Below are 21055 nucleotides of genomic sequence, written 5' to 3'. Positions count from 1 at the left end.
CTTAATTCCTCCTGAATTCCCTTCCACGAACAAGCACCCGCTTGAAATTTTCTCCGATGGAGTCCCATAGCTTCAGAGCATCCGGAGCGGCGAGAACCGTTCCGTAACCGCCGCGATAGGTCCAAACCGCAAGCCGGTCGACACCGAACGACTCGTAAAGATCGACCGTCTCGCCAATCTGTCGGAAATCGGCCGGCTGTTTATAATAACCCATCAGCCACCGCTCGGATTTTTTCCCGTATTTCTTCGCCGTTTCGACGGTACGTTTCGTGATGTGTTCAAAGAACGCGCGGGGGAGCTCCCAGGAGATGATCGTTGTAGAAAAGACATCGAACCATGGGGAAGCGGCGACCGCCTCCCAGTCGTCATATCCCCGGTTTTCGCTCACATAGTAGCTGTTCAGGGTCGCATGAACGCAGCAGGTGATCTCCTGAGCCGGATTCAGCTCTTTGATTTTACGGGAGGTCTCCTCCAGAATAAAGAGCGCTTCGCGCCGCCGGAACGTTTTCACGTCATCATTCAGGATTTTCGGCATTTCATATCCGTAGTATTCCTGAAACCTGCTTCGGCAGACCGGACAGCGACAGGTCCAGTCCTCGCCGGTGCCACCGGTGATGGAGGCGTAGGACTTCGGGAACGCATAGTGCGGTTCATCCCAGAAGAAGCCGTCCGCTCCGGCTTCGCGCGCCAGTGTCAGGCAGAAACGTTGAAAATAATCCCGGAACGACTGCGTATTGAAGCATGCATAAGGCAGTTTCTCCCCCGTCAGCGCCGAAACCTGCCGGTTTTCCACATTGTTCTGCAGGAACAAGCTCACCTGTTCTCCGCCGAAATACTTGCCGATTCCCCACGGATCAAGCAGAACGCGCAGCCCGAGCTCATGCGCCTTGCCCACGATCTCCGGAATATTCGGCCGCCAGAAGTCGAAATCGAACTCCGTCACCGCCAGAATCACCGTGTTGCACCCGTGATCGCGGATCTCGCGGAAATCCCGCCCCGCGTGTTCCACATAATTGAGACCGTAATAACTGACCGCTGTCTGTGTAATCGCCATGAAACAACCTCCATCCTGTGCGATTTCAGATTCCCCGTCATGGGGCTTTTTCAAAAAAAATCACTCTTTCGCCGAATACCGGGTCGACTCCCGGACGATGAGCTCCGTGTCGAGGGTGCGGTAGACGCCGTCCCCGGCTTTTCCCATCCCGAGATTGATGCGGGCGAAGAGAGTCTCGCAGGCGATCCGCGCCATATCCTTCAGCGGATAGCGGACCGAGGTCAGCGGCGGATAAAGTTCAGCCGCAATCGGCAGATCGTCAAACCCCGCAATTCCAAGCTCCTCCGGGATCCTCACCCCGCGCCGGAGGCATGCACTGACCGCCGCCGATGCGAAGAGATCGTGATAACAGAACAATCCCAGCGGCCCATGCCGACGCTCCAGAAGATCAACGATTCCGGCATCCAGCGACTCGCGATCCCCGTAATGGAGCCGGATGATATTCTCCTGCGGCAGAGAGAATCCACTCTCCATCAAACCGAACCGGAACCCCGATAAACGCGGATCGTGTGGAGTTCCCTCCTGCCCGATGTAGGCGAACTCCCGATACCCCTCCTCCGCCAGATGAACCGCAACATTCTGCGCGGCGAGCTGGTTGTTCACCAGAACCGTGTCCGCCCGGAGTCTCTCGAGTCGCCGCCCGATCATGACGGCCGGAACCGGCAGCGTGCGGTAGAACAGCTCCTCTTCTCCGCTCGCCCACGGGCAGATCAGAAGCCCGGCCGCCCCCTGCTGGCAGAACATCTCCAGCCGCTCCCGCTCAACGGAGAAATCGTAGTTGCTCGATGCAATGAGCAGCCCCGCGCCGATCGAGTGGGCGAACTCCTCAGCATACTTCGCCAGCTTCGCAAAGTACGGACTCTCCAGCGACGTGACCACCAGACCGATCAAAAGCCGTTTCCCCGGAGAGGATGCCTGCACCGGAACGGCGTTGTGCAGCAGATTCCGCCGGCCGGATTTTTCCAGCACCCCGAGTTCCCGCAGCCGGATCAGAACAGCAAACGCCGTTTTTAACGAAATCTTCTTGTACGCAGCCAGTTCCCGCGTTGTCAGAAAAGGAGCCCCAAACGAACCGTGCCGTCCGGAAGCGATTTCCTGCAACAGCTCTTCGATGACGCGATCTTGCGTTGTTTTCATATTTGTTATACCTATTGTTATATTTTTATTTATTAATTATAATATAAAAAGGAAACAATGTCAATAGCAAAACTTGTTTTTTTCGTTTTTTTTCCAACGCAGCCGCAATAATGGTTCGACGTTTCCCGGTGGAAAGCCGAAGCGACAACCTCCGGGAGGCGATAAAAAAACGTTTTTTTCTGAATCACCTCTTGCTTTAACCGATCATTTGTGGTATAATATCAGTGTTACAAAATAAAAATATAACATCGGAATTTTCATGAAACCGTCGCTGCGCACCATAGCCGAATCGCTGAATGTCAGCGCAATGACCGTAACCCGGGCGCTGAACAGCCATCCCTCGGTCAGCGCGGCAACCCGGCGGAGAGTGATTTCCAAAGTCAAGGAACTCGGCTACGATTACAAGACGCGGTCACGCGCGATCCGCTCCGACCGCGAGAAAAACGTGGCCGTGTTCTGCAGCGACCTGAAACTCTACGATGACAATCTCTGCAACTGCTTCATGCGGCTCCATTATCTCGCTCTGAAGCGGCTGAAGAGCGCCGGTTTTCAATCCCGGCAGCTCGACCCCGCCGATGACGCGGAAAAGTTTTTCCAGCAACTTGAGGAGTGCGGAGCGCTGATGATCCTCGGGCCGCTCGTGCTGCCCGGATGGACGGGAGCAGCTCTGCTCGCAGAGATCCGACGTCGTTTCCCCGAACTGAAGATCCTCTCGATCCTCGGCGAAGACAACGATGTGACGTCGATCGTTCCGGACGATTACAGTGGAGGCGTCCTCGCGGCCCGCAAGGCGTTCGAAGCCGGACATCGTCATGTTGGAGTGTTCACCAAGATCAATGAACGCAGCTATCGCAAACGATTCCGCGGCTTCGCCGGAGAACTGCTGCGGCTCTCCCCCGAAACGCGGATCGACCGCCTCTTCTTCGAAAACGACGAAAACCGCGCCTGCGAGGATCGGCGGCGTCTGGAAGTGCTGGATCGGTATTTTGATGGCCGCTCCCCTGCCGAACTGCCGACGCTGTTCTTCTGCCCCAACGGGTATGTGACCGCGTTTCTGCTGGATTATCTGCACGGCCGCGGCTGTAAGATTCCGGAGGATTTCTGTGTGTTCGGGTACGACAATCTGGAAATCCTCTCACTGAGAACACCCGAGGTGACCAGGATCTACTTCGATCTGAAAACTCTGGTCGCCAACGCCGTGCTCACACTCGGCCTTCAGGCCGGGCAGCCATATTTCCGGAATACCGTCATCGTCTCGCCGAATGAATTTGTTCCAGGGAAAACCATGATCCCGAGAGAGAGAATGCGGCGGGAACCCCGATCCTCAATGTTACAAAAAATATTCTAACAGGAGTCGATTATGTACACACGGCCGGGAATGAGCATCGGGGACCTCTGGCCCTTCTGCGATGAGAAGGGAATGATTCATCTCTTCTGCCTGACCGCCCCGGCGGGAGATCCCGACCCGGCCTGGGAGATCAGCCACCTGACCGGTACCGACCTCGTGAACTGGGAGTACCATGGCGCGGTCCTCTCGCGGGGAGCGGCGGGGAGTTTCGACGATGCGGGACTTGCGACAGGATCCGTAATGAAGCACGAGGGACGCTACTACATGGCCTACACCGCCCACAGCACACGCGAGAAGATCAAATGCGGTTCGATCGGGCTCGCGGTCTCCGACGATCTCTTTCACTGGGAGAAGGCGGTTGACGCTCCGATCGCGACGCTCGATCCGGTTCATTACGAAGATGAAATCACCGGCAGCCGCCCGTTTCTGCACTGGCGCGATCCGTTTCTGTTCCGGCACGACGGCCTCTTCCATCTCGCTCTTTGCGCCAGACGGAAGAACGGCCCGATCAAAACCCGCGGCGCGGTTGCGCATCTGGTCAGCTCCGATCTTCATCACTGGGAAACACTTCCGCCGTTTCAAACCGAACCGCTCTGCGAGGAGATGGAGTGCCCCCAGCTTCACCGGATTCATTCGAGATGGTTTCTGCTGTTCAGCACGCATCGCGATCTGATCGACCCTCCGGTCGTCGAGGCGGAACCGGGAATCTCCGGCGGGGTGTTCGTTCAGACGGCCCCGTCGCTGGATGCGCCCTTCACCCGAAGCGGCAGCGGATACATTCCCGTTTCGATGCCGGAGTGCTATTTCTACGCGCCGCAGCTTCTCTGCCTCCACGGACGTTACTGGCTGCTCGGAACGCGATGGATACAGGAGTGCGGCTCCATCTCCGATCCGGTCGAGATTCTGATCGATGAAAATCGAATGATTCCTTTGAACAACAACGAAAAAGGAGTTCCGGCATGAAACAGATCAACGCTTTTTCGCAGAGATTCTCCCGTTTTACATTGATTGAATTGCTCGTTGTGATTACGATCATCGCGATTCTGGCGGCGATGCTGCTTCCCGCGCTGAATCAGGCCCGGGAGTCGGCACGCGCCGCCCAATGTACCAGCCAGGAGAAACAGATTGCGACAGGTTACATCTCATATGCGATGGACAACGCGGGAATCATGCCGATCGCCTGGGCGGGAACCGCGACCAATCCCCCATGGATGCCGTGGTGGGCGCAGGTCGCGCCGTACACTGGAACGACCGGACTCTCGTTCGGCTGGGACAACCCCGCGGATCAGGATCCCAAACTTTATCAGTGTCCCTCGAATACGACGAACTACATCAGCAAATCGACGCGGACGCTCCCGGAGGGCAGTTCGCTGCCGACCAATCAGTTCTGCCGCTACCGGACGAACTACACCTACTGCCGCGGAATCGGCTGGGACGGTTCTCCGGCCGGCCCCGGCGAAGCCTACAAGCGGCCGGTCAAACTCGACCGGGTTCGGAAACCCTCCATACTCGTGGCCATGGTCGACGGCGCCGGAATCAACGTCAACGGCTCCTCGGAATACATGGCCTACACCTTCACCGGTGCGGAAGGGTATCCCTCGTACGGGGAACTTGACTTCCGCCACCGGGACGGCGTCAACGGCTCGTTTCTTGACGGCCACGTCAGTCGAATCCAGCTGCTCCGGCTCGACGGGAACAAGGTCATCTGGTCGCTCGAACCGGAAGCGCTGCGCTTCTTCTTCACATCCAGCGAAAAATAACCCCTTCTGCAGGAGAGATTCATGAGAAAACTTCACTTGACCGCACTGGCCGTTCTCACCGCAGCCGCCGTCTCCGGCGTGGAGCTGCTGAAAAACGGCGACTTCGAACAGAAACTCAACTCCTGGCAATACCCCGACTGGGCGGGGAAAGCCCGGCCCGGCAGCGTGGTTGACGATGTCGTTTACGGCGGCAATCACGCTTTCCGCATGGGCAACGCGGGCGACCGGGAAAACGATCTTTATCAGCACTTCATTCCCGATCCCGGCAAAGGGATGCAGCTCACAGTGATGCTCAAGGCCGACGGGGTTCCGGATAACGACGTGAAGATCCGGCTGCTCGCCCGGCAGAAGGGAAAGGTGCTCGGCTGGGTCGCCATCCCTGCGGGCAGCGGAGTGAACGATCTGGTCAGCTGCGGCGGGACATTCGACTGGAAGGAGTTCAAGAAAACGATCCCGGTATCTGCGCTCCCGGCGGGAACCGATTCGCTGCTTGTCTATATCAAACGGCTCAACAACGGAACCGGAACTCTCTGGATCGATGAGATTTCCCTGAACTCCTTCGAGGAAAAAGCGGCCGCCCCCAAAAAAGAGGCGTGGAAACCGACCGGAAAACTCACGCCCGGCAGTTTCGATGCGGCGGAAGCCCGAACGGGCGGCCAGTCGTACTGCATGCACCAGACCGGCGATGCGGCCGCCAACGGAATCTATCAGTCGATTCAGTATCAGCCCGGCCACGACGTGACCGCTGCGATTGCACTCAAGGCAACCGGCGGGGTCCCCGAGCGGGATGTAACGCTCCACGTCCTGACCTTCGTACACGGGAAACCGGGTCCGTGGGTGCAGAATCCGCCCGGCAGCGGCGTCAATGAACTTGCAGTCACCGGCGGCGACTTCGACTGGAAGGAGTTCAAAATTGAGATTCCTGCGGACGAGCTTCCGGACGGCGTGACGAGTCTGATCTTCTATGTAAAACGCAAAAACAACACCGCCGGAAAACTTTACGTCGACGACATGAAGGTCGAATTTCGCCCGGCAGCAACTCCGCAGGCATCCGCCGACCGCCCGGGGGCGGTTTTCACCCCCGGCGGCAACCTGTGGCCGGGGGACGGCTCCTTCGAGGCCGGAACCCCTTTTTTTTTGCTTCCGTATGATGAAAAGGAGTCGTTTCACGGGGAGCGTTCTCTTCGCGCCGACCCGGGCAAACCGATCCGGAGCGGCTACCTCTTTGAAGCGATGCAGCCGGGGAAGAAGTATGTGCTGAGCTGCCGTGTCAAGTCGGACCGGAAGGGCGTGTTCACAATGCGCGCCAGTACCCACCAGTGGCGCGAAATCGGGCGCAGCAGCGTCGAACTCTCAACCGGGTGGCAGCGCGTGAATCTGCGCCTTCCCGCCCAGAAAAGCCTCACGAGTCTCTCGCTGGATTTTTTCCGGCCCGATGACGCGACCGTCTGGCTGGACGGATTTCAGCTGGTCGAAGGCAGTACGCCGCAGCCTTATGTGCCGGGTTCGCCGCTCGACCTCGGGGTTGAGCGGACCGGGGAGCCGGGGGAACTGCTCACGGCCTCCGAATCCCCTCTGGAGGCGACGATCTCGCTGCGCAACAACACCGGACGCGAACAATCCGTGAAACTCGTCGTGGAACTGGAAGACTCCATCGGGAAACGCACAACGCTCCTCTCCGGAAACCGCACCATCAACCCCGGAGAAAACCTGCGGGAGCAGCTCCCGGTCGCCGCGACACGCGAACCCGGCTACCGCATCATCCGGCTCAAAGCCGAAATGGAGGGCAGAACCACTCAGGCGGCTCTGCCGTTCGCGGTGGTGGAGCCGCTGCCGGAAAACCGTTGCGACCCCTTCTTCGGGATTCACCCATTCGGGCCGACCGATCCGGAGACACTGCGCCGCCTCGGCGTCGCGAACAGCCGCAACTTCCGCAACTGGCGGTTCACTCCTTTCCGTGACGGGAAGTATGATTTCCCGGAAAACTGGCGCGCGATGGCCCGTGCGGGATTCCGTCAGCAGGATTGTCTGAATGTTGCCGAACCGCCGCCGCATGGCAGAACCGGGAAAGAGGCTGCGGTCGAATTCATTCGCCAGTCGACCGCCTTTTTCGGCGACGATGCCGCCTGGATCGAACTGGAGAACGAACCCGATCTGATCTATCCCCGCCAGACCGGCGGCGACGTTGTCAAGGCCGCCGAAATTTACGCGGAGACGGTCAACGCGGCTGCGGAGGCGATTCGCGCCGAACGGCCCGAAGCGAAAATCCTCGCCTGCGGCGTCTCGGGCGTCGACTTCAGCGCGGGATTCCCCTTCACCCGACGAGTGCTTGAACTGGCCGGAAAAAACATCGACCTTCTGCCGGTTCACCCTTACTCTCACGCGCGTTACATCGATGAGAATCACAACGACATCGGTCCGGAAGCCAACGGAGTCCGCGACAAGGTGCTCAAACTCCGCGAAATCATCGCCGAATGCGGCGGGAAGCAGAAAATCTCCTTCGGCGAAGTCGGCTGGGCGCTCGACGTTCACGCGGATCCGATGAGTGTCGAAGCCATGCGCCACGCCGCCTACACCGCGCGGCTGCTGCTGACCGGCAAGGCGCTTGAGGTGGAAAATGTCATGTATTTTCTCGCAGATTACTGCATCGAGCGCGACCACTACTATTACGGTCTCTGGCGCAATACGCTTCCGCTGCCCGCCGCGGCCGCCTACGCAACCGCCGCCCGGCAGCTGAACGGCGCAAAGGCGCACCGTACCGTGTCGGCCGGAGAAGTGCAGTGCTTCACCTTCCTCCGCGGCGACGGGAAACCGATGGCGGCGGTCTGGTCCGACCGCGAGACGCCGTTCGACATGGAACTGGCGGTTTCTCCGGCCGAACTCGAAATCCGGGATATGCTCGGAAATCCGGTTTCCGTTGAGCCCGCCCCCGCCACCCGGCTGCGCATTTCAGGGAAACCGCTCTATCTGATCTCCCAAAACAGCGGCGCCGACCAGTTTACCGCCCTCCTCGCCGCCGCGAAGGTCGATCTTCCGCCCGCCCGCTGCGTCTGGAGGCTGCTGAACGACCGGTGCGTGACTCTTCTCCTCACGAACGAACGCGCAGTGGAACTTGAGGCGACGGTGAAACTTTCGGGAGCGCCCTTTGCCGGGGCCGAACGCGTCGTCAAGCTGTCGCCCGGACGGAGCACGGAACTTCAATTCGAATCAACAAAATCCCTGAACAACCGACCGCTCGTGATGGAACTCACCGGCAACCTCGGCTCGCAGCGCGACACCTACCGGGCCGACCTGCTGCCCTGCCCGCGCCGGAGAGCCGGAGCGTTTTCGCCCGACCTGCCGAACCGGGGGGGACTGCCGTTCCTGAACAGTCGCAAGTTCCTGATTCCGAACGACCCCAACAATGGATACGATGGGGAGGATGACCTCGCTCTGGCCAGTGCGGTCGGCTTCGATGCCGAAAATCTCTACATCGACTGCAACGTGACCGACGACATTCATTCGCCGGGAGTTCCCGGTCGACTCTGGGCGGCCGATTCGATCCAGCTGGCGATCGACAGCCGTGCCGACGCCCCGCCGAACGAGTACAGTTTCGGCAGGGACGACTACGAATTCACCTTCGGTCTGACTGCCGACGGCACTTCCGCCGCCCAGATCGATTACATCTACGAACGCGGCAGGCAGGAACAGGCCCGGAAGGCGCTCAAGTGCGAGATCCGGCGGGTCGGCAACCAGACCGTCTACCGCATCGCGATCCCGTGGAGCGTTCTGAAAATCGATCCGCAACCGGGAACCGTTTTCGGAATGAACTTCATCGCCAACGACAATGACGGTCACGGACGGCTCTACTGGATGGGGCCGACTCCCGGCATCGGCGAAAACAAACATCCCGGCGCCTACCGGAAGTTCATCCTGACCGAGTGACCGTTTCGTACCGCTTGCGGGATCAGGCTATTCCAACCGGAAGGGATGTCGCGCTCTGCACGGTCGCAAGCCACTCCGAACGCATGGCCGGAGAAGGCGGATGCAGGCCGGCGACCTCGGGTCTGCCGAGGCGGGTGCGCTTCCCTTCTCCGAGGGAGTGGTAGGGTTCCAGCTGGATTTCCCGGACATTTCGCAGGGAATCAGCCAGCATTCCGATTCCGGTCAAATGTTCGGCGCAGTCGTTGACGCCGGGGATCAGAGGACAGCGCAGAATGATGGCTCCTCCCGCCCGGTCCAGCCGCCGGAGATTCTCCAGAATCGGTTCGGCCGGAACGCCGGTAAGCCGCAGATGATCTTCCGGCCGGGCTTTGACGTCCCACAGCCAGAGGTCGACCGACGGCACGAGAGAAACCACCTCTTCCGGAGGAGCGAATCCGCTGGTTTCCAGACATTTGTGCAGTCCGTGCGCTCCGGCGGCCCGGAGCAGGGCCGCGGTGAACTCGATTTGCGCGAGCGGTTCCCCGCCGGAAAGCGTGATTCCGCCTCCGGATTTCTCATAAAAAAGCTTGTCCCCGAGAACTTCGGCCATCACCTCTTCCACACTCATGGATCGGCCGACGCACTCCAGAGCTCCGGAATGGCAGCATGCGGCGCATCTGCCGCATCCGCTGCACGATTCCCGATCGAACCAGTGACTTCCGTCACGCATCCGGTGACAGTGCCGGGGGCAGGAGGAGAAACACAGCCCGCAGCCGAGGCATCGCTCCGGCCGGAAAAAAATTTCCGGTCGGCGCGACTGGGATTCCGGATTGTGACACCAGAGGCAGCGCAGCGGGCAGCCTTTCAGAAACACGGTTGTCCGAATCCCGGGACCGTCATGCAGTGCAAATTTGCCGATGTCGAAAACCAATCCGTTCATAGAGCTCCCAACAGTTCAATAGATCGTGCGGCTCATGAATTCCGCCTGGCGCTCGGCATCGAGTGAAGTGAAATAGGCGGAATATCCGTAGAGTCTTACCAGCAGAGAACGGTGATTTTCCGGGTGAATCCGGGCATCTTCGAGCTCTTCGCGGGTAACGCAGTTCAACTGGAGCATTCCGCTTGCCTTCAATGCCAGCCAGGCCTCCAGAAACGCGGCGAAACGTGTGGAATCCAGCCCGTTTCTGGACAACGAAAGGGTCAGTACGGAATTGGCGGGGAATTTTTCCAGCGGCAGTGAGCCGAGATCACGGAGCAGCGATGTCACATCGTCACGGTGGAGCCTCGAAGGAGTCAGCCCCTGGGAGAGAAAATCGCCGTCGTGCCTCCCATCCGGAGTCGCCCGCGTGAGTTTCGCCCATTCGACGATGTCCACATAACTGTAAAGTCCGCATTGGAACTTTCCGCCGCGTTCATTCCGGAATTCGCCGACGAAACCGGTCAGCTCATCAAGCAGCCGCGCCGCCAGGGCGGCCGCTTCTCCTCTGCCGTCTCCGAGGTGGGCGGACTCCATCGCCCGGCGCCGCAGAAGTTCCCGGTCCCGCCAGTTGGAACGCACCGCCTCAAGGAGCTCCGGAAGCGCGATGACTCCTTCGTCGAAGCAGAGCCGTTTGATCGCCATCAGAGAATCGACGTAGACGGCCAGACCGGTCAGAGGCACGCCGTGCGGATTGTATCTGGCGCCACCGGCACTGTAGTCGCGGCCACTCTGCGCACAGCCGGCCAGCGCAGCTGAGAAGAACGGGCAGGGATTGATTCTGCTCCAGTTCGCTCCCGCCAGAGCGATGATTTCAAGCATCTGTCCGAGGGCGGATTTTACATTCTCCAGACAGAGGCTGTAAACCGCTTCGAAGGAGGATTCCCGGTTCAGTCTCCGGAACGTCAGACCCATTCCGGCTTCCGCTTCCGGATCCGGATGGATGGAGAAATCCATCACGCGCCCCAGGCTGAAATAGCAGTTCGCCCCCTCGCTGTGCTCACACCCTTCGACGATGACCTCCCAGCAGCCGCCTGCGACATATCCGGCGGCGTCGCGCCGCTCTTTCCCGGCGGCGCATTGCGCCGGGATCAGGAGGTCGTCGTTGAGAAAGGAGATCGTATTTCTGCCGGCGAGAAAATCGGCGGCGACCTCCTCCAGAAACGGCCGGGGTGTCGCCGCACTGACGCGACAGTGGATTTTAGGATAGACCAGTCCCAGTTTTCGATGGAGGAGCAGGATGCGCGAGGTCAGTTCGTTGCTCACATCGCATCCGTTCTCATCGACTCCGCCCAGAATCAGAGTATCTCCCTGTTCGCCGCGGTTGAACTGCTCGTTGAGAGCTTTCCGAAGGTCGAGCTTGCAGTCGATTTGAAGCAGAAAACGCTCCAGCAGGTCGTCCGCTTCTTCCGGGGTCAGTCTGCCAGCGGCCAGATCCGCCCGGTAGAGATCGATCAGCATCCGGTCGGGAGCTCCCAGAACGGACATGCCGATTCCTTCGAAAACACTGCACAGTTCGTAGAAGAAACGAAGGAGCGCCAGGCCTTCATAGAACGTCTGCGGCGGCATCCATGGCATACGGGCGGCGGTTGCGGCGATCCGCTCCAGAAACGCTCTCTCTTCGGCTGAATTCACCGAGGCCAGTTTTTCGCGGGCGGCCGCGGCGAATTTCTCCGCGGTTTTCCGGAACGCGGCGACTCCGCGCAGTGCGGCGTCGTAAAACTCCTGCTGTTCAGGACTGGTGTTCTTTTGTCTCGCGGCCTGCAGTTCGTCCGCGATTCCGGAGAGACCGAGTTTCAGCACTCTTGAAAACGGGAAACAGTGGTGGTCGGAGTCGAAGAATCCGTACATGAGATGAAGTCCCAGTCGGCTGGCCTGTGCGTAACGGGCGTACTCTTCCGGGCAAGTATCCCGGATGATATGTTCATTGCGCAGGAACATCCAGCCGCCGGAACTGAGCCGGGTGTGTCCGTTGTATTCGGCGACCTTCAGCCCCGTTTCGTAGAAAAAGGGATCGTGACGGAACAGCACCGGCTTGAAATGTTCGGCGATGATTTCGTATTGCGCCGCCTTGAGCTGCAGGGGAGAGAGCCCCGGATTCCGTTCCGCAAAGCGGTCCATCTCCTCCTTCAACGGATTGAAGGGGATTTGAACCGCCTGAAACGACAGGGTTTTGTAATACGAGCGCAGTTCATGGACAAGTTGTTCGTGAAACATTTTCGGATTCCCTTCTTCAATTTCCGCAGAAGCCGCCGTCGACGATCAGAGCCTGTCCGGTAACGAACGCACTCATATCTCCCCCCGGAGAGGGGGCTGCCGCCGCGATTTCCTCCGGCTCCCCCTGCCTGCCGAGCGGATATCTCCGGATGAGATGCGGACAATGATCCGGCAGGGAACAGCCTTGCCCCCCGGTCAAGTCGGTCCGGATAATGACGTTTTTCCCGGAATAATCCAGATAATTTCTCATTTTCTCCCTCCGCTGCGTTGTTTTTTGAAATTGCACTGGTATATTTCCCTACATAGTATACTGTAAAAAAACAATAAAAAAATGGATTTTTCCCGGAATAAAATGCACATTCCCGATATTGACGACAAATCTTATCTGCGGAATCACAACTGGGCGAATGCCGTGGTTCTTCATCTTCTGCGCAAGGAGAGGATGCGATTTCACCAGCTCTGCGTCTTCCCCTACAACATTCTGGTGCTGGTTCTGGAAGACGACGGCCGGGCGGAGAGTTACATTCGAGCGGAAAATCAGACATTTTTCCGTCCGCTGCTGCGGGGCAGGTATTATTTCATTCCCACGGGCTGCCGGGCGGAATATCTGCTGCTGCCGGGGATCCGGTACTACACGTTTCACGTCGGGTTTGAATTCCATCCCGGAATCGATTTCTACAGCAATCAGGAGCCCTGCTGTGACGGAGATGCTTCGGAAATGATCGAGAAGATGGATGAAATCTGGAAAGAGGAGGACGAACTGCATCAGTCCTGCGCGGTTCGGGCACTTCTGCTCGACTTCTTTCTGAAGCATTGGCCGCGGCACCGCCCGGATCTGCGGCGCAGCCATGAACTGGTTCAGCTGCTGGGGTTCATTCACGAACACGGCAATGCGGAAATGACGGTGGAGTCTCTGGCGGAACGCCTTTCGATTCACCCGGACACCTTGACGCGAAAATTCAAGCTGGCGTTCGGAGTTCTGCCCAAGGAATATCTGAACAACTTTCTGGTTCGAAGGGCTTCCGGGCTCCTGCAGAGACCGGAGCTGTCGATCCGGGAGGTGGCGCGGGAACTCGGATTCCGTTCAGAATACTATTTTTCCCGTTTCATGAAGAAGAGAACGGGATTTTCTCCGGGGACCTACCGGAAGAACTTCCTGACCAGCCATGTTTCGCAGCAGGAGGCGGAGCGTTTCAAACGGCGGGAAACCCGCTGAACGTGCGGAACGCATGCAGAACCATTGCCTTATGCGAATTCAAGACAGCGTTTGCGGAAGTGCAGGTAATCGCGCCAGTTCACTTCGGCCGGGACGCCGTGATCGCAGGTGGGCCAGTATCCGCCGCGTTTGAACATGATCGGAAAGATGCGGTCGACTTCCCGGTCGATCGCCGCCCTGCCCGCCGCCAGGATCCGTTTGTCGAACCCGCCCGTGAGCACGATTTCCGGATACTTTCGACCGATGGCGACCACGTCGGAGCCGGAGGCGACTTCGAACGGCGAAAAGATGTTACAGCCGATCCCTTCGACGTAAAGGTCGATGATGCTCTGCGCGTCGCCGTCGGTGTCGAGCTGAATGTAGAGCCCGGTGTGTTCCGGCTGACGCCGACGGATGTTGGTCAGAAGCTGTTGATAGTAGGGGAAAAGAAACTCCCGGATCATCTCCGGAGAGATCAGCGGCCCGTGGTTGTAGCAGATGTCCTCGCCGAAAAACACCTCCTCGATCGTGACGAATTTCTGATGCAGCGCCGTGACCGCGTCGGCCAGTTCGAGCCAGCTTTTCATGCAGTCGTGAACAACTTCCGGCATGTCGTAGAAGGCGTAAAGCAGCGCCTCCGGACCGAAGAGACTGCGCAGATACATGTAACCGCCGATGATGTTCTGACAGACCAGCGAATGGTTCCGTTCATACGCCTCCTTTGCGATGGCGGCTTCGGCTTTCCGTTCCGCGATGCGTCCGGGCTGATCGAATTGCATTCTCGGCTTGACGTTCTCCTGCCATGAACGCATGTCGGTGACGGGATGAGATACGTATTCCGGCATGAATCCCTGGCGGCGTCCCTTGAAGTAGAGAACGCCGCGCCCGGCGCGATCCTGAACGATTTCGGTTTCTCCGCGATCCTCGAGAATCCGTTCCGGAAACGCGGGGACCAAAGCCGCTTCCGTCCAGCCGAGTCCCCACAGATTGGCTTTCCCGGCGGGTTCGTAGGAGAAAAGTTCCTCCTCGCTCCCCTCCGGCAGTCCATCGCTCCGCCAGGCATCGATGCACATCCAGAGCCCGAAATCGCGCTGAATAAAACCGCTTTCGGGAATTCCCGCGTAGGTATTTCTCACTTTTGCCGCCGCTTCGGATGATGTCGCAGCAAAACTCATGGTGGACTCCTTTTCAGAATAAATGGTCTCTTTTAATACTTGAATCTACCGGAATCAACACGGAACTGCAATTCGGGACGATGGGAAAACCTACAAAAAAAAGGTCATCCGGATCTCCTCGTTCGAAATGCCGAACACGCTCACCGGGGCGGAACGGTTTTCAATATCCGGTCCCAGTCGCCGACCTGCGCAATCGTTTCGCCGGGATGAACAATCAGGAACTCCTCCTCCGGCCATTCGCCGTTGACGAGCATCCGCAGCAATCGCAAATCGCCGTCGAGTTCCCGAAACGCCCTCCCCTCCTCTTCCGCCTTCGCGCGGCAGCGTGCCTTCGCCTCTTCGCAGGGGATTTCCGGCGAGGAGATGAACGAAATCGGAACAAGCTGTCCGTCCAGTTTCGGGTGCATCGTCTCCCAGATGTAGCGGGCGTCCTCCTCGCCGTACTGCTCGACCAGCGCATCGTAACCGTCGCCGAAAACCATCTCGCCGTCGGAGAAGTAGTAGTCGCCATGCTCCACAAAACCGACCGAACCGAACGGGGAACTCGGCATCGCCGAAAAGAGTTCCTCGAACCGTTTCCGACTCCCGAGCAAGATTCCGCAGCAGTCGTGACTGCGCGGCAGAACCAGCGGCACATGGCGCGCCGTCACCCCCTCCGTCGCGGTTCCGCAGAGCCCGTAACCGAGCAGAACGGCGTCAACACCATTGACGGCGTCGATCCGCGCCTGGAGTTTCCGGCGCAGCCCGCGCGGGTGCGCGTGTTCGCCGAGCTCAAGAAATTCCGCGTCGATCGTCTGCTCCGAATGCGGGATCAAATACTCGAACTCACGCCTGAACACATTGCAGGAAAACAGTTTCAAATTCATGGCAACAGCAGTCCGTCAATGTAGTTGTCCTCGAATTCCGGCAGCAGGTTCAGCGGAATCTCCTTCGGGAGATCGATCACGCTTTCAAGTTCCGCCATCGTCCCGGGATCGAGCGCAAGGTGCGCCGCCCCGCCGAGACTGGTGTTGCCGACCGCTTCAAGTTCGCACTCCGCCGGAAGCAGCCCGCAGCCGACCGCGCTGCCGAAGTCAAGATAGCGGGCGAATCCTCCGGCAAGATGGATTTTCCTGACCGGCACTCCGCAATGATCCGAAAGCGTCCGGATTCCGGCACAGACGGCGGCCTTCGCCTTGAGCAGCTGTTCGATCTCCCACTCGTAAATCGAAACACCGGGCACGACCTCGAACGAATCCGCGGAAGGCTGAATGCGTCCGAACTCGTTCAGATGCCCGAGTTTCCGCTCAACCGCGAGAAAATCGATCATCGCCGAACCGCACAGCCCGACCGGAGCCTTCCCCTCCCCGATCATCGAAAAGGAACCGTTCCCGAAATAGTGGTCGACCGCTCCGGGAACCGCCCGGCAGCCGCAGTGAATCCCCGCCCCTTCAAAAGCGGGGCCCGCCGCCGCCGCAGTGCAGAAAAACCCCTCCTCCGAACGCAGAATGATTTCGCAGTTGGTGCCGATGTCGACGAGCAGTTCCCCCGACCGCAGCGGCGTCTCGAACAAGCCGGCGGTCAGGTCGCCGCCGACATATCCTGCGATCGCCGGAACCGTCAGGACCGGGCTCTCTCCGGCATGCAAACCAAGTTCCGCCGCGCTCCGCACCGGGAAGATCCGGCACGGCGGCGTGAACGGCATCACGCCGATCGGAGACGGGTCGATTCCGTGAAAGAGACAGCTCATCACGGTGTTGCCCGCCACCGCGATCCGCGCCGCGTCGGAGGCGTCAAGCCGGTCAAGCAGTTCATTGATGGAGTCCACCGCCGCAAGACGCAGCGCGTCGAGCCCCTCCGGAGAGGAGCCCGCGTGGTTGATCCGGGTGATGACGTTGTCGCCGAACCGGCTCTGGGAGTTGAAGCAGCTCGCCTCCCGAATGAGTTCGCCGCCGCGCAGTTTCGCCGCAGCGACCGTCGTGGTCCCGAGATCGACTGCGATGACGGTTTCGCCGCTCTCCGGCAGCGGCCGGCCGCTCCACGAAACCGCGATCTGCCCCCGCATTGCGGCCATCGACCGCTCCGGAACGTCGACCTCTCCCTGAAGGCTGACGAGCCGGGTGCGGCAGGCGTTGGCTTCGACGGGTACGGCAACCGGTTTGCCGTCAACCTCCCACTCGCCCGAGCAGAGTCTCACCCGGCAGCGGCCGCACGTGCCGTTCCCGCCGCAGCGCAAATCCAGCGGACAACCCGCTGCCGCGAGCAGTTTTGCAAGATTTCGCCGCTCTCCTTCCGGCTGAAGAATCAGACGCATCCGTATACCTCCCTGTCTCCACCCCGGTCTCCAGAAAGCACCGGCAACTCCAGCTGACGGGCAACCCGCTCCCTTCCGTACAACAACTCCATCGCATCCTCACGCGGTTTTCAGCAGAGAATCGACAAGTATGACAGCCCCGTTCGCATCCTCACTGTATCCGTCGGCACCGATTTCGTCGGCATAAGCCTGGGTCACCGGAGCTCCGCCGATGATGACTTTCACACCCTTTCCCTTGAAATAGGCGACGACCTCCTTCATGTACGGCATCGTGGTGGTCAGCAGCGAACTGCATCCGACGATGGTCGCACCCTGTTTGACGCCTTCCTCGTATTTTGCGATGTCGCAGTTCACGCCGAGGTCGATCACGTCGTATCCGGCCCCCTTGAGCATGATCGCCACAAGATTCTTGCCGATGTCGTGAAGGTCGCCCTTCACGGTGCCGATCGCGATCTTGCCGAGCGACTTGCGGCCGGAGGCGGCGATCATCGGCTCGATGAGCGCAAGTCCCGCCTGCATCGCCCGCGCGGCGATCAGCAGTTCCGGAACATACGCCTCGTTGCGCGAAAACTTGTCGCCGATCTCCCGCATCGCCGGAATCATCCCCTGATCGAGAAGAGCGTTGATGTCTTCTCCGCCGTTGATCGCCTCCTGGACAATTGCGGTCACATCGTTGCGTTTTCCTTTGATGACGGCAGTGCGCAGAGCTTCAAAGTCAGTCATGATCCGGTTCTCCTTGTCATTGGACGGTTTGATTGTAATCATTGAGCGCGCGGAAAAACGCGCAGACATTCTCCATGCTCACTCCCGGCGGCACGTCACAGCCGGAGGAGAGAACATAATTCGGCCACGCCGAGGTCGCATGCAGCAGTTCGGAAGTTTTCGCGTAGACCTCTTCCGGAGAGCCCTCCTTGAGCACACCGACCGGGTCGATGTTGCCCATCAAAGGCACTTCAGGCGGCATCTGCGGCAGAAGTTCCGGAATGGAAACCGCATTGCCCAGATGCAGCGCGGCGCATCCGGTCGAAAGCAGCTCTTTGATCTGTCGACCGGCGGCGTTCCCGCAGTTGTGGATCACAACCGGAAAGTCATCGTCCTGAACGGCGTCGACGATCCGCTTGAGATAATCCGCCGCAAACTGCCGACACATATCCGGCGAAAGCAGCCCGGCCGCAGGTTCGGCGATGATGATTCCGTTCACTCCGGACGCGCGGATCGCTTCGGCGTACCCGACAAGGAACGCGGTTGTTTTCTCAAGCAACGCCTTGGCGGCCTCCTCCTCCACTGCCGCGAGAATCATGATCTCGGTCATATCCGCAAGCCGCCCCGCCAGCGAAAACGGCCCGATCATACCGCCGAAAACAGGGCGGTCGAGCTTCGCGGCACAGAGTTCCGCGCAACGCAGTGTCTCGGCGGTCCGCTTTGCGCCGACCTCCGGGACCGTGAGGGTTTCAATTGCTTCGGCAGTCGAAGCGATGCTTTCGCAGACGGTCGGATTCTCGTGCTCCGAATAGCGCACAGGCGAACCGAACGCCTCGGCTTCGACCGAGAGGTCCATGAAGGTCACGAGCGCATCGGCATGAACCCTCCCCGCCAGCGCTTCGATGCACCGGAACTGCAGTTCTCCGCTCCGGAACACCTCCGCCGGCGTCGCCCCGGCCAGTTCGATGCCGGGGCTGGTCATGATCGGAATCGCGCGCCGCCGCGGCGATTCGAGGATCTCCCGAAAAAAACGCTTCATGTCATGATACATGACAACCTCCCGCTGACTCTTTTAATCTTTTCTATATATTTTACCAGATTTTTCGGAAATATCTTCTTTTCTTTTGCCAAGTTTTGCTCTATATTAATCTCCATGGAACCGATCACTCTGGAACTGGACAACTTCATCAATCCGGCCGTGGGCGCGGAGGTGTCGTATCACGCGATCAGCTGGAACGCGGGGCGGAAACAGTCTTCGATTCCGAGCGGCGGAAATCTGCATTACCATTCGCTCCCCTCGGGCGGAACGATCGAACACTCGCATGAGTTCGGGGAGCTGATCTTCGTACTCTCGGGAACCATCGTCCACCGCGTCAACGGAGAGAAGCAGCTGCTCGAAGCGAACAGCCTTGTCTTTGTGCGGCCGAATGACCGGCACGGATTCCTTCCCGCGCCGGGAGCGCCCGGTTGTGAGCTTCTGTTGCTCTCCTTTCACCTTGAATTCTTTGTGACGATCAGCCGCTATCTTGAGGATGACGCGTTTCTGCACGGCTACACCGAAAGCGTTCTTCCGTCCGTATTCCGGCTGCCGGAGAGCCGCATGAACGAACTGTCCCTGGAGCTTTTGAGTTTGAATGCACAGGGGGTTTCTCCGGCGGTGCGCAAGATCCGGTTCAAGGTGCTGCTCGCGGATCTTTTCACGCACTTCTTTCTGCCGCGTCTGCCCGCCGGAGTCGCCGATGCGCCGAAGTGGTTCGAAAACCTCTGCGAAAAAATGCGCAGCCCGGAGAATTTTATTCCGGGACTCAAGCGCATGCAGCAGCTCTCCGGCTACACCCCGGAGTATCTCTGCAAAATCTTCCGCAGGCATCTCGGACGCACGCCGACCGAATTCATCAACGAGTTGCGGATCAATTACGCCGCCCGGCTGCTGGCCGACTCCGACGAATCGATCGCGGAACTGGCGTATCATCTGAATATTCAGAGTCTGAGCCGGTTCTACCATCTGTTCCACGCGCAGTACGGTTGCACTCCGGCCGAATACCGCAGACGCGCACACGCCGCCCGGCGGCTGCTCTAGTAACAATGGACGAGTCCGTGCAAATCGCGCCCCGCCGCGAGCGCAGGCTTCACCGCGCTCTCCAGCGGGAGCGCCAGCAGTGCAATTCCGCGATCGACGGTATTCCGGTAAATCGTCTCCATATCGTTGTATTCCGGCTGCGAGAGCTGAATCCCGGTGAGGTCCGGAACCGTGGCCAGATCCGCGATATAGTGGTCGCCGCGTCCGCAGAAATGCACCACGCCGCCGCCGAATTCCCCGAGCAGCTGCCGATCGAACGGCAGCGCGAACTCGCGGTACATTTCGGGGGAAAGATTCATCGCCGAGTCATCCCGCAGCAGAATTCGCCCGGCGTAGCCGAAGCCCCAGTGCGCGCAGAATCTCCCCTCCCTCGCGGGAAACTCCGCATCCCAGCGACGCATGAATCTCCGGTAAGTCTCGGTCAGCAGCGCGAGAAACGATTTGACCAGTTCGGGCTGATCGTAGAACGCAAGAAAAATTTCGCTTCCCCAGATCATCTCCGCCAGATCGAGCGGCCCCTGCAGATCAGGGTGATAGATCCGGACATATTCGCTCAACTTCGGATAAGGCGCAAGTTTTTCGCGGAAAAACGCCGCCGTATCGAACACACGCGCCCCCCAGCCGCGATCGAGCTCCGGCACGCCCGCGTCGAGCAGCGCCCGGATCCCTTCGGCACCGCCCGGCAGCGGATGCGACGCCGGGAGCGTATCATGCTCCTCCCCCATGTAGAAAATTTCGACGCCGAAGAGCGACGGAAGGATCGTGGTTCCGTAGTTGCAGCGGATGTTCAGAATCTGGCCGTTCCCCTCCGCGATGCAGCCGGAAGCGACGGCGAGTTCGCGCAACAGCATGAGTTCCGGATCCTTCAACGCGGGATTGATGAGGATCTCCGGCCACTCGACCCGGGCGGGAGCCGCCTTCCGGCGCCGGGGGCGGAAATACGGAGCAGGACAGCGCCCCTCCAGAAACACCTGCCACTCGGCTTCGAGCTCCTCCTCGACCTCAACTTCAAGACGACTCTCCAGATCCTCCAGATACCGTTCCAGCATCACAGCCTCCGCCGATTTCCGTTTTCGTTCCCAGCGTTTGCGACTTTCTGAAAACGTAATGCGGAAACGGCGGATTGCAAGTTGCCTCCTCTATTATGAAAAAGTCAAGAGACTGACCCTTTCTTTGGTTATATTTTTTCTGTTATTTGTTAAACTCCGCCTCAAA

The 21055-nt window shown here is 59.2% G+C and carries 17 protein-coding genes; 6 read left to right on the top strand and 11 right to left on the bottom strand.

The genetic code is table 11. The features are described from left to right. Position 1 precedes the first annotated feature (1 nt). On the bottom strand, positions 2 to 1054 hold the full coding sequence (locus tag Q0K10_RS07110) for a hypothetical protein (RefSeq protein ID WP_294505108.1): 1053 nt from the start codon (positions 1052 to 1054) through the stop codon (positions 2 to 4). Positions 1055 to 1114: 60 nt separating this feature from the next. Then, positions 1115 to 2191 (bottom strand): LacI family DNA-binding transcriptional regulator, encoded by a 1077-nt coding sequence (locus Q0K10_RS07105; RefSeq protein ID WP_294505105.1) that lies wholly within the window; start codon positions 2189 to 2191, stop codon positions 1115 to 1117. Positions 2192 to 2450: 259 nt separating this feature from the next. On the opposite strand from Q0K10_RS07105, the gene Q0K10_RS07100 reads away from it, so the two are divergent. Genes Q0K10_RS07100 through Q0K10_RS07085 form a run of 4 tightly spaced genes read left to right on the top strand, consistent with a single transcriptional unit; the run spans position 2451 to position 9223 of the window. Continuing rightward, the gene (locus Q0K10_RS07100; RefSeq protein WP_294505103.1) at positions 2451 to 3539 is read left to right on the top strand and encodes a LacI family DNA-binding transcriptional regulator; all 1089 of its coding nucleotides are present in this window, start codon (positions 2451 to 2453) and stop codon (positions 3537 to 3539) included. Between the two features lie 12 nt (positions 3540 to 3551). Next, positions 3552 to 4502: a hypothetical protein gene (locus Q0K10_RS07095; protein ID WP_294505098.1), complete on the top strand. Its 951-nt coding sequence runs from the start codon at positions 3552 to 3554 to the stop codon at positions 4500 to 4502. After that, a complete protein-coding gene (locus tag Q0K10_RS07090) occupies positions 4499 to 5299 on the top strand; it encodes a type II secretion system protein (protein ID WP_294505096.1) in 801 nt (266 codons plus the stop codon). Before Q0K10_RS07095 ends, Q0K10_RS07090 begins: the two co-directional genes overlap by 4 nt. Before the next feature lie 21 nt (positions 5300 to 5320). Next, a complete protein-coding gene (locus Q0K10_RS07085; protein WP_294505092.1) occupies positions 5321 to 9223 on the top strand; it encodes a sugar-binding protein in 3903 nt (1300 codons plus the stop codon). 22 nt (positions 9224 to 9245) lie between these two features. Here the strand turns inward: Q0K10_RS07085 and Q0K10_RS07080 are convergent, their stop codons facing one another. Genes Q0K10_RS07080 through Q0K10_RS07070 form a run of 3 tightly spaced genes read right to left on the bottom strand, consistent with a single transcriptional unit; the run spans position 9246 to position 12645 of the window. Then, positions 9246 to 10142 carry a glycyl-radical enzyme activating protein gene (locus Q0K10_RS07080; RefSeq protein WP_294505089.1) on the bottom strand — a complete coding sequence of 299 codons (897 nt, stop codon included), beginning with the start codon at positions 10140 to 10142 and terminating at the stop codon, positions 9246 to 9248. Between the two features lie 15 nt (positions 10143 to 10157). Next, positions 10158 to 12395, bottom strand: a complete 2238-nt coding sequence (locus Q0K10_RS07075; protein WP_294505086.1) for a pyruvate formate lyase family protein — start codon at positions 12393 to 12395, stop codon at positions 10158 to 10160. A 16-nt stretch (positions 12396 to 12411) separates the two neighbouring features. Further along, positions 12412 to 12645 carry an SDR family oxidoreductase gene (locus Q0K10_RS07070; protein ID WP_294505084.1) on the bottom strand — a complete coding sequence of 78 codons (234 nt, stop codon included), beginning with the start codon at positions 12643 to 12645 and terminating at the stop codon, positions 12412 to 12414. 102 nt (positions 12646 to 12747) lie between these two features. Between Q0K10_RS07070 and Q0K10_RS07065 the strand changes: the two genes are divergently transcribed. After that, entirely contained in the window at positions 12748 to 13611 is an 864-nt protein-coding gene (locus Q0K10_RS07065) for an AraC family transcriptional regulator (protein WP_294505082.1), read from the top strand. 29 nt (positions 13612 to 13640) lie between these two features. Here Q0K10_RS07065 and Q0K10_RS07060 read toward each other — a convergent pair whose 3' ends face one another. The 5 genes from Q0K10_RS07060 to Q0K10_RS07040 all read right to left on the bottom strand — a co-directional run bounded on the left by Q0K10_RS07060 (position 13641) and on the right by Q0K10_RS07040 (position 18811). Next, positions 13641 to 14765, bottom strand: coding sequence for a uroporphyrinogen decarboxylase family protein (locus tag Q0K10_RS07060; RefSeq protein ID WP_294505080.1), 1125 nt, complete (start codon positions 14763 to 14765; stop codon positions 13641 to 13643). Between the two features lie 140 nt (positions 14766 to 14905). Next, positions 14906 to 15631 (bottom strand): DUF1638 domain-containing protein, encoded by a 726-nt coding sequence (locus Q0K10_RS07055; RefSeq protein WP_294505078.1) that lies wholly within the window; start codon positions 15629 to 15631, stop codon positions 14906 to 14908. Then, positions 15628 to 17058, bottom strand: a complete 1431-nt coding sequence (locus tag Q0K10_RS07050) for an ASKHA domain-containing protein (protein ID WP_294505076.1) — start codon at positions 17056 to 17058, stop codon at positions 15628 to 15630. The genes Q0K10_RS07055 and Q0K10_RS07050 overlap by 4 nt, the downstream gene beginning before the upstream one ends. 99 nt (positions 17059 to 17157) lie before the next feature. After that, the gene (locus Q0K10_RS07045; RefSeq protein WP_294505073.1) at positions 17158 to 17781 is read right to left on the bottom strand and encodes a B12-binding domain-containing protein; all 624 of its coding nucleotides are present in this window, start codon (positions 17779 to 17781) and stop codon (positions 17158 to 17160) included. A 16-nt stretch (positions 17782 to 17797) separates the two neighbouring features. After that, on the bottom strand, positions 17798 to 18811 hold the full coding sequence (locus Q0K10_RS07040) for a uroporphyrinogen decarboxylase family protein (RefSeq protein WP_294505070.1): 1014 nt from the start codon (positions 18809 to 18811) through the stop codon (positions 17798 to 17800). Between the two features lie 102 nt (positions 18812 to 18913). Here Q0K10_RS07040 and Q0K10_RS07035 point away from each other — a divergent pair, with 102 nt between their 5' ends. Next, complete coding sequence (locus Q0K10_RS07035) at positions 18914 to 19840, top strand: AraC family transcriptional regulator (protein WP_294505067.1); 927 nt, start codon at positions 18914 to 18916, stop codon at positions 19838 to 19840. Here Q0K10_RS07035 and Q0K10_RS07030 read toward each other — a convergent pair. Next, positions 19837 to 20889, bottom strand: a complete 1053-nt coding sequence (locus Q0K10_RS07030; protein WP_294505064.1) for a hypothetical protein — start codon at positions 20887 to 20889, stop codon at positions 19837 to 19839. The genes Q0K10_RS07035 and Q0K10_RS07030 overlap by 4 nt on opposite strands. Positions 20890 to 21055 lie beyond the last annotated feature (166 nt).

The organism is uncultured Victivallis sp., from assembly GCF_944391105.1.
In the GTDB taxonomy this organism is placed as follows: domain Bacteria; phylum Verrucomicrobiota; class Lentisphaeria; order Victivallales; family Victivallaceae; genus Victivallis.
The sequence above is the reverse complement of the archived record's forward strand: the minus strand, read 5'-3'. Positions and strand labels throughout refer to the sequence as shown.

What these genes read in the sequence shown, in the direction of transcription:
- Q0K10_RS07110 (WP_294505108.1), bottom strand. Translation starts at nt 1,054, where the DNA reads ATGGCGATTACACAGACAGCGGTCAGTTATTACGGTCTCAATTATGTG.
- Q0K10_RS07105 (WP_294505105.1), bottom strand. Translation starts at nt 2,191, where the DNA reads ATGAAAACAACGCAAGATCGCGTCATCGAAGAGCTGTTGCAGGAAATC.
- Q0K10_RS07100 (WP_294505103.1), top strand. Translation starts at nt 2,451, where the DNA reads ATGAAACCGTCGCTGCGCACCATAGCCGAATCGCTGAATGTCAGCGCA.
- Q0K10_RS07095 (WP_294505098.1), top strand. Translation starts at nt 3,552, where the DNA reads ATGTACACACGGCCGGGAATGAGCATCGGGGACCTCTGGCCCTTCTGC.
- Q0K10_RS07090 (WP_294505096.1), top strand. Translation starts at nt 4,499, where the DNA reads ATGAAACAGATCAACGCTTTTTCGCAGAGATTCTCCCGTTTTACATTG.
- Q0K10_RS07085 (WP_294505092.1), top strand. Translation starts at nt 5,321, where the DNA reads ATGAGAAAACTTCACTTGACCGCACTGGCCGTTCTCACCGCAGCCGCC.
- Q0K10_RS07080 (WP_294505089.1), bottom strand. Translation starts at nt 10,142, where the DNA reads ATGAACGGATTGGTTTTCGACATCGGCAAATTTGCACTGCATGACGGT.
- Q0K10_RS07075 (WP_294505086.1), bottom strand. Translation starts at nt 12,395, where the DNA reads ATGTTTCACGAACAACTTGTCCATGAACTGCGCTCGTATTACAAAACC.
- Q0K10_RS07070 (WP_294505084.1), bottom strand. Translation starts at nt 12,645, where the DNA reads ATGAGAAATTATCTGGATTATTCCGGGAAAAACGTCATTATCCGGACC.
- Q0K10_RS07065 (WP_294505082.1), top strand. Translation starts at nt 12,748, where the DNA reads ATGCACATTCCCGATATTGACGACAAATCTTATCTGCGGAATCACAAC.
- Q0K10_RS07060 (WP_294505080.1), bottom strand. Translation starts at nt 14,765, where the DNA reads ATGAGTTTTGCTGCGACATCATCCGAAGCGGCGGCAAAAGTGAGAAAT.
- Q0K10_RS07055 (WP_294505078.1), bottom strand. Translation starts at nt 15,631, where the DNA reads ATGAATTTGAAACTGTTTTCCTGCAATGTGTTCAGGCGTGAGTTCGAG.
- Q0K10_RS07050 (WP_294505076.1), bottom strand. Translation starts at nt 17,058, where the DNA reads ATGCGTCTGATTCTTCAGCCGGAAGGAGAGCGGCGAAATCTTGCAAAA.
- Q0K10_RS07045 (WP_294505073.1), bottom strand. Translation starts at nt 17,781, where the DNA reads ATGACTGACTTTGAAGCTCTGCGCACTGCCGTCATCAAAGGAAAACGC.
- Q0K10_RS07040 (WP_294505070.1), bottom strand. Translation starts at nt 18,811, where the DNA reads ATGTATCATGACATGAAGCGTTTTTTTCGGGAGATCCTCGAATCGCCG.
- Q0K10_RS07035 (WP_294505067.1), top strand. Translation starts at nt 18,914, where the DNA reads ATGGAACCGATCACTCTGGAACTGGACAACTTCATCAATCCGGCCGTG.
- Q0K10_RS07030 (WP_294505064.1), bottom strand. Translation starts at nt 20,889, where the DNA reads ATGCTGGAACGGTATCTGGAGGATCTGGAGAGTCGTCTTGAAGTTGAG.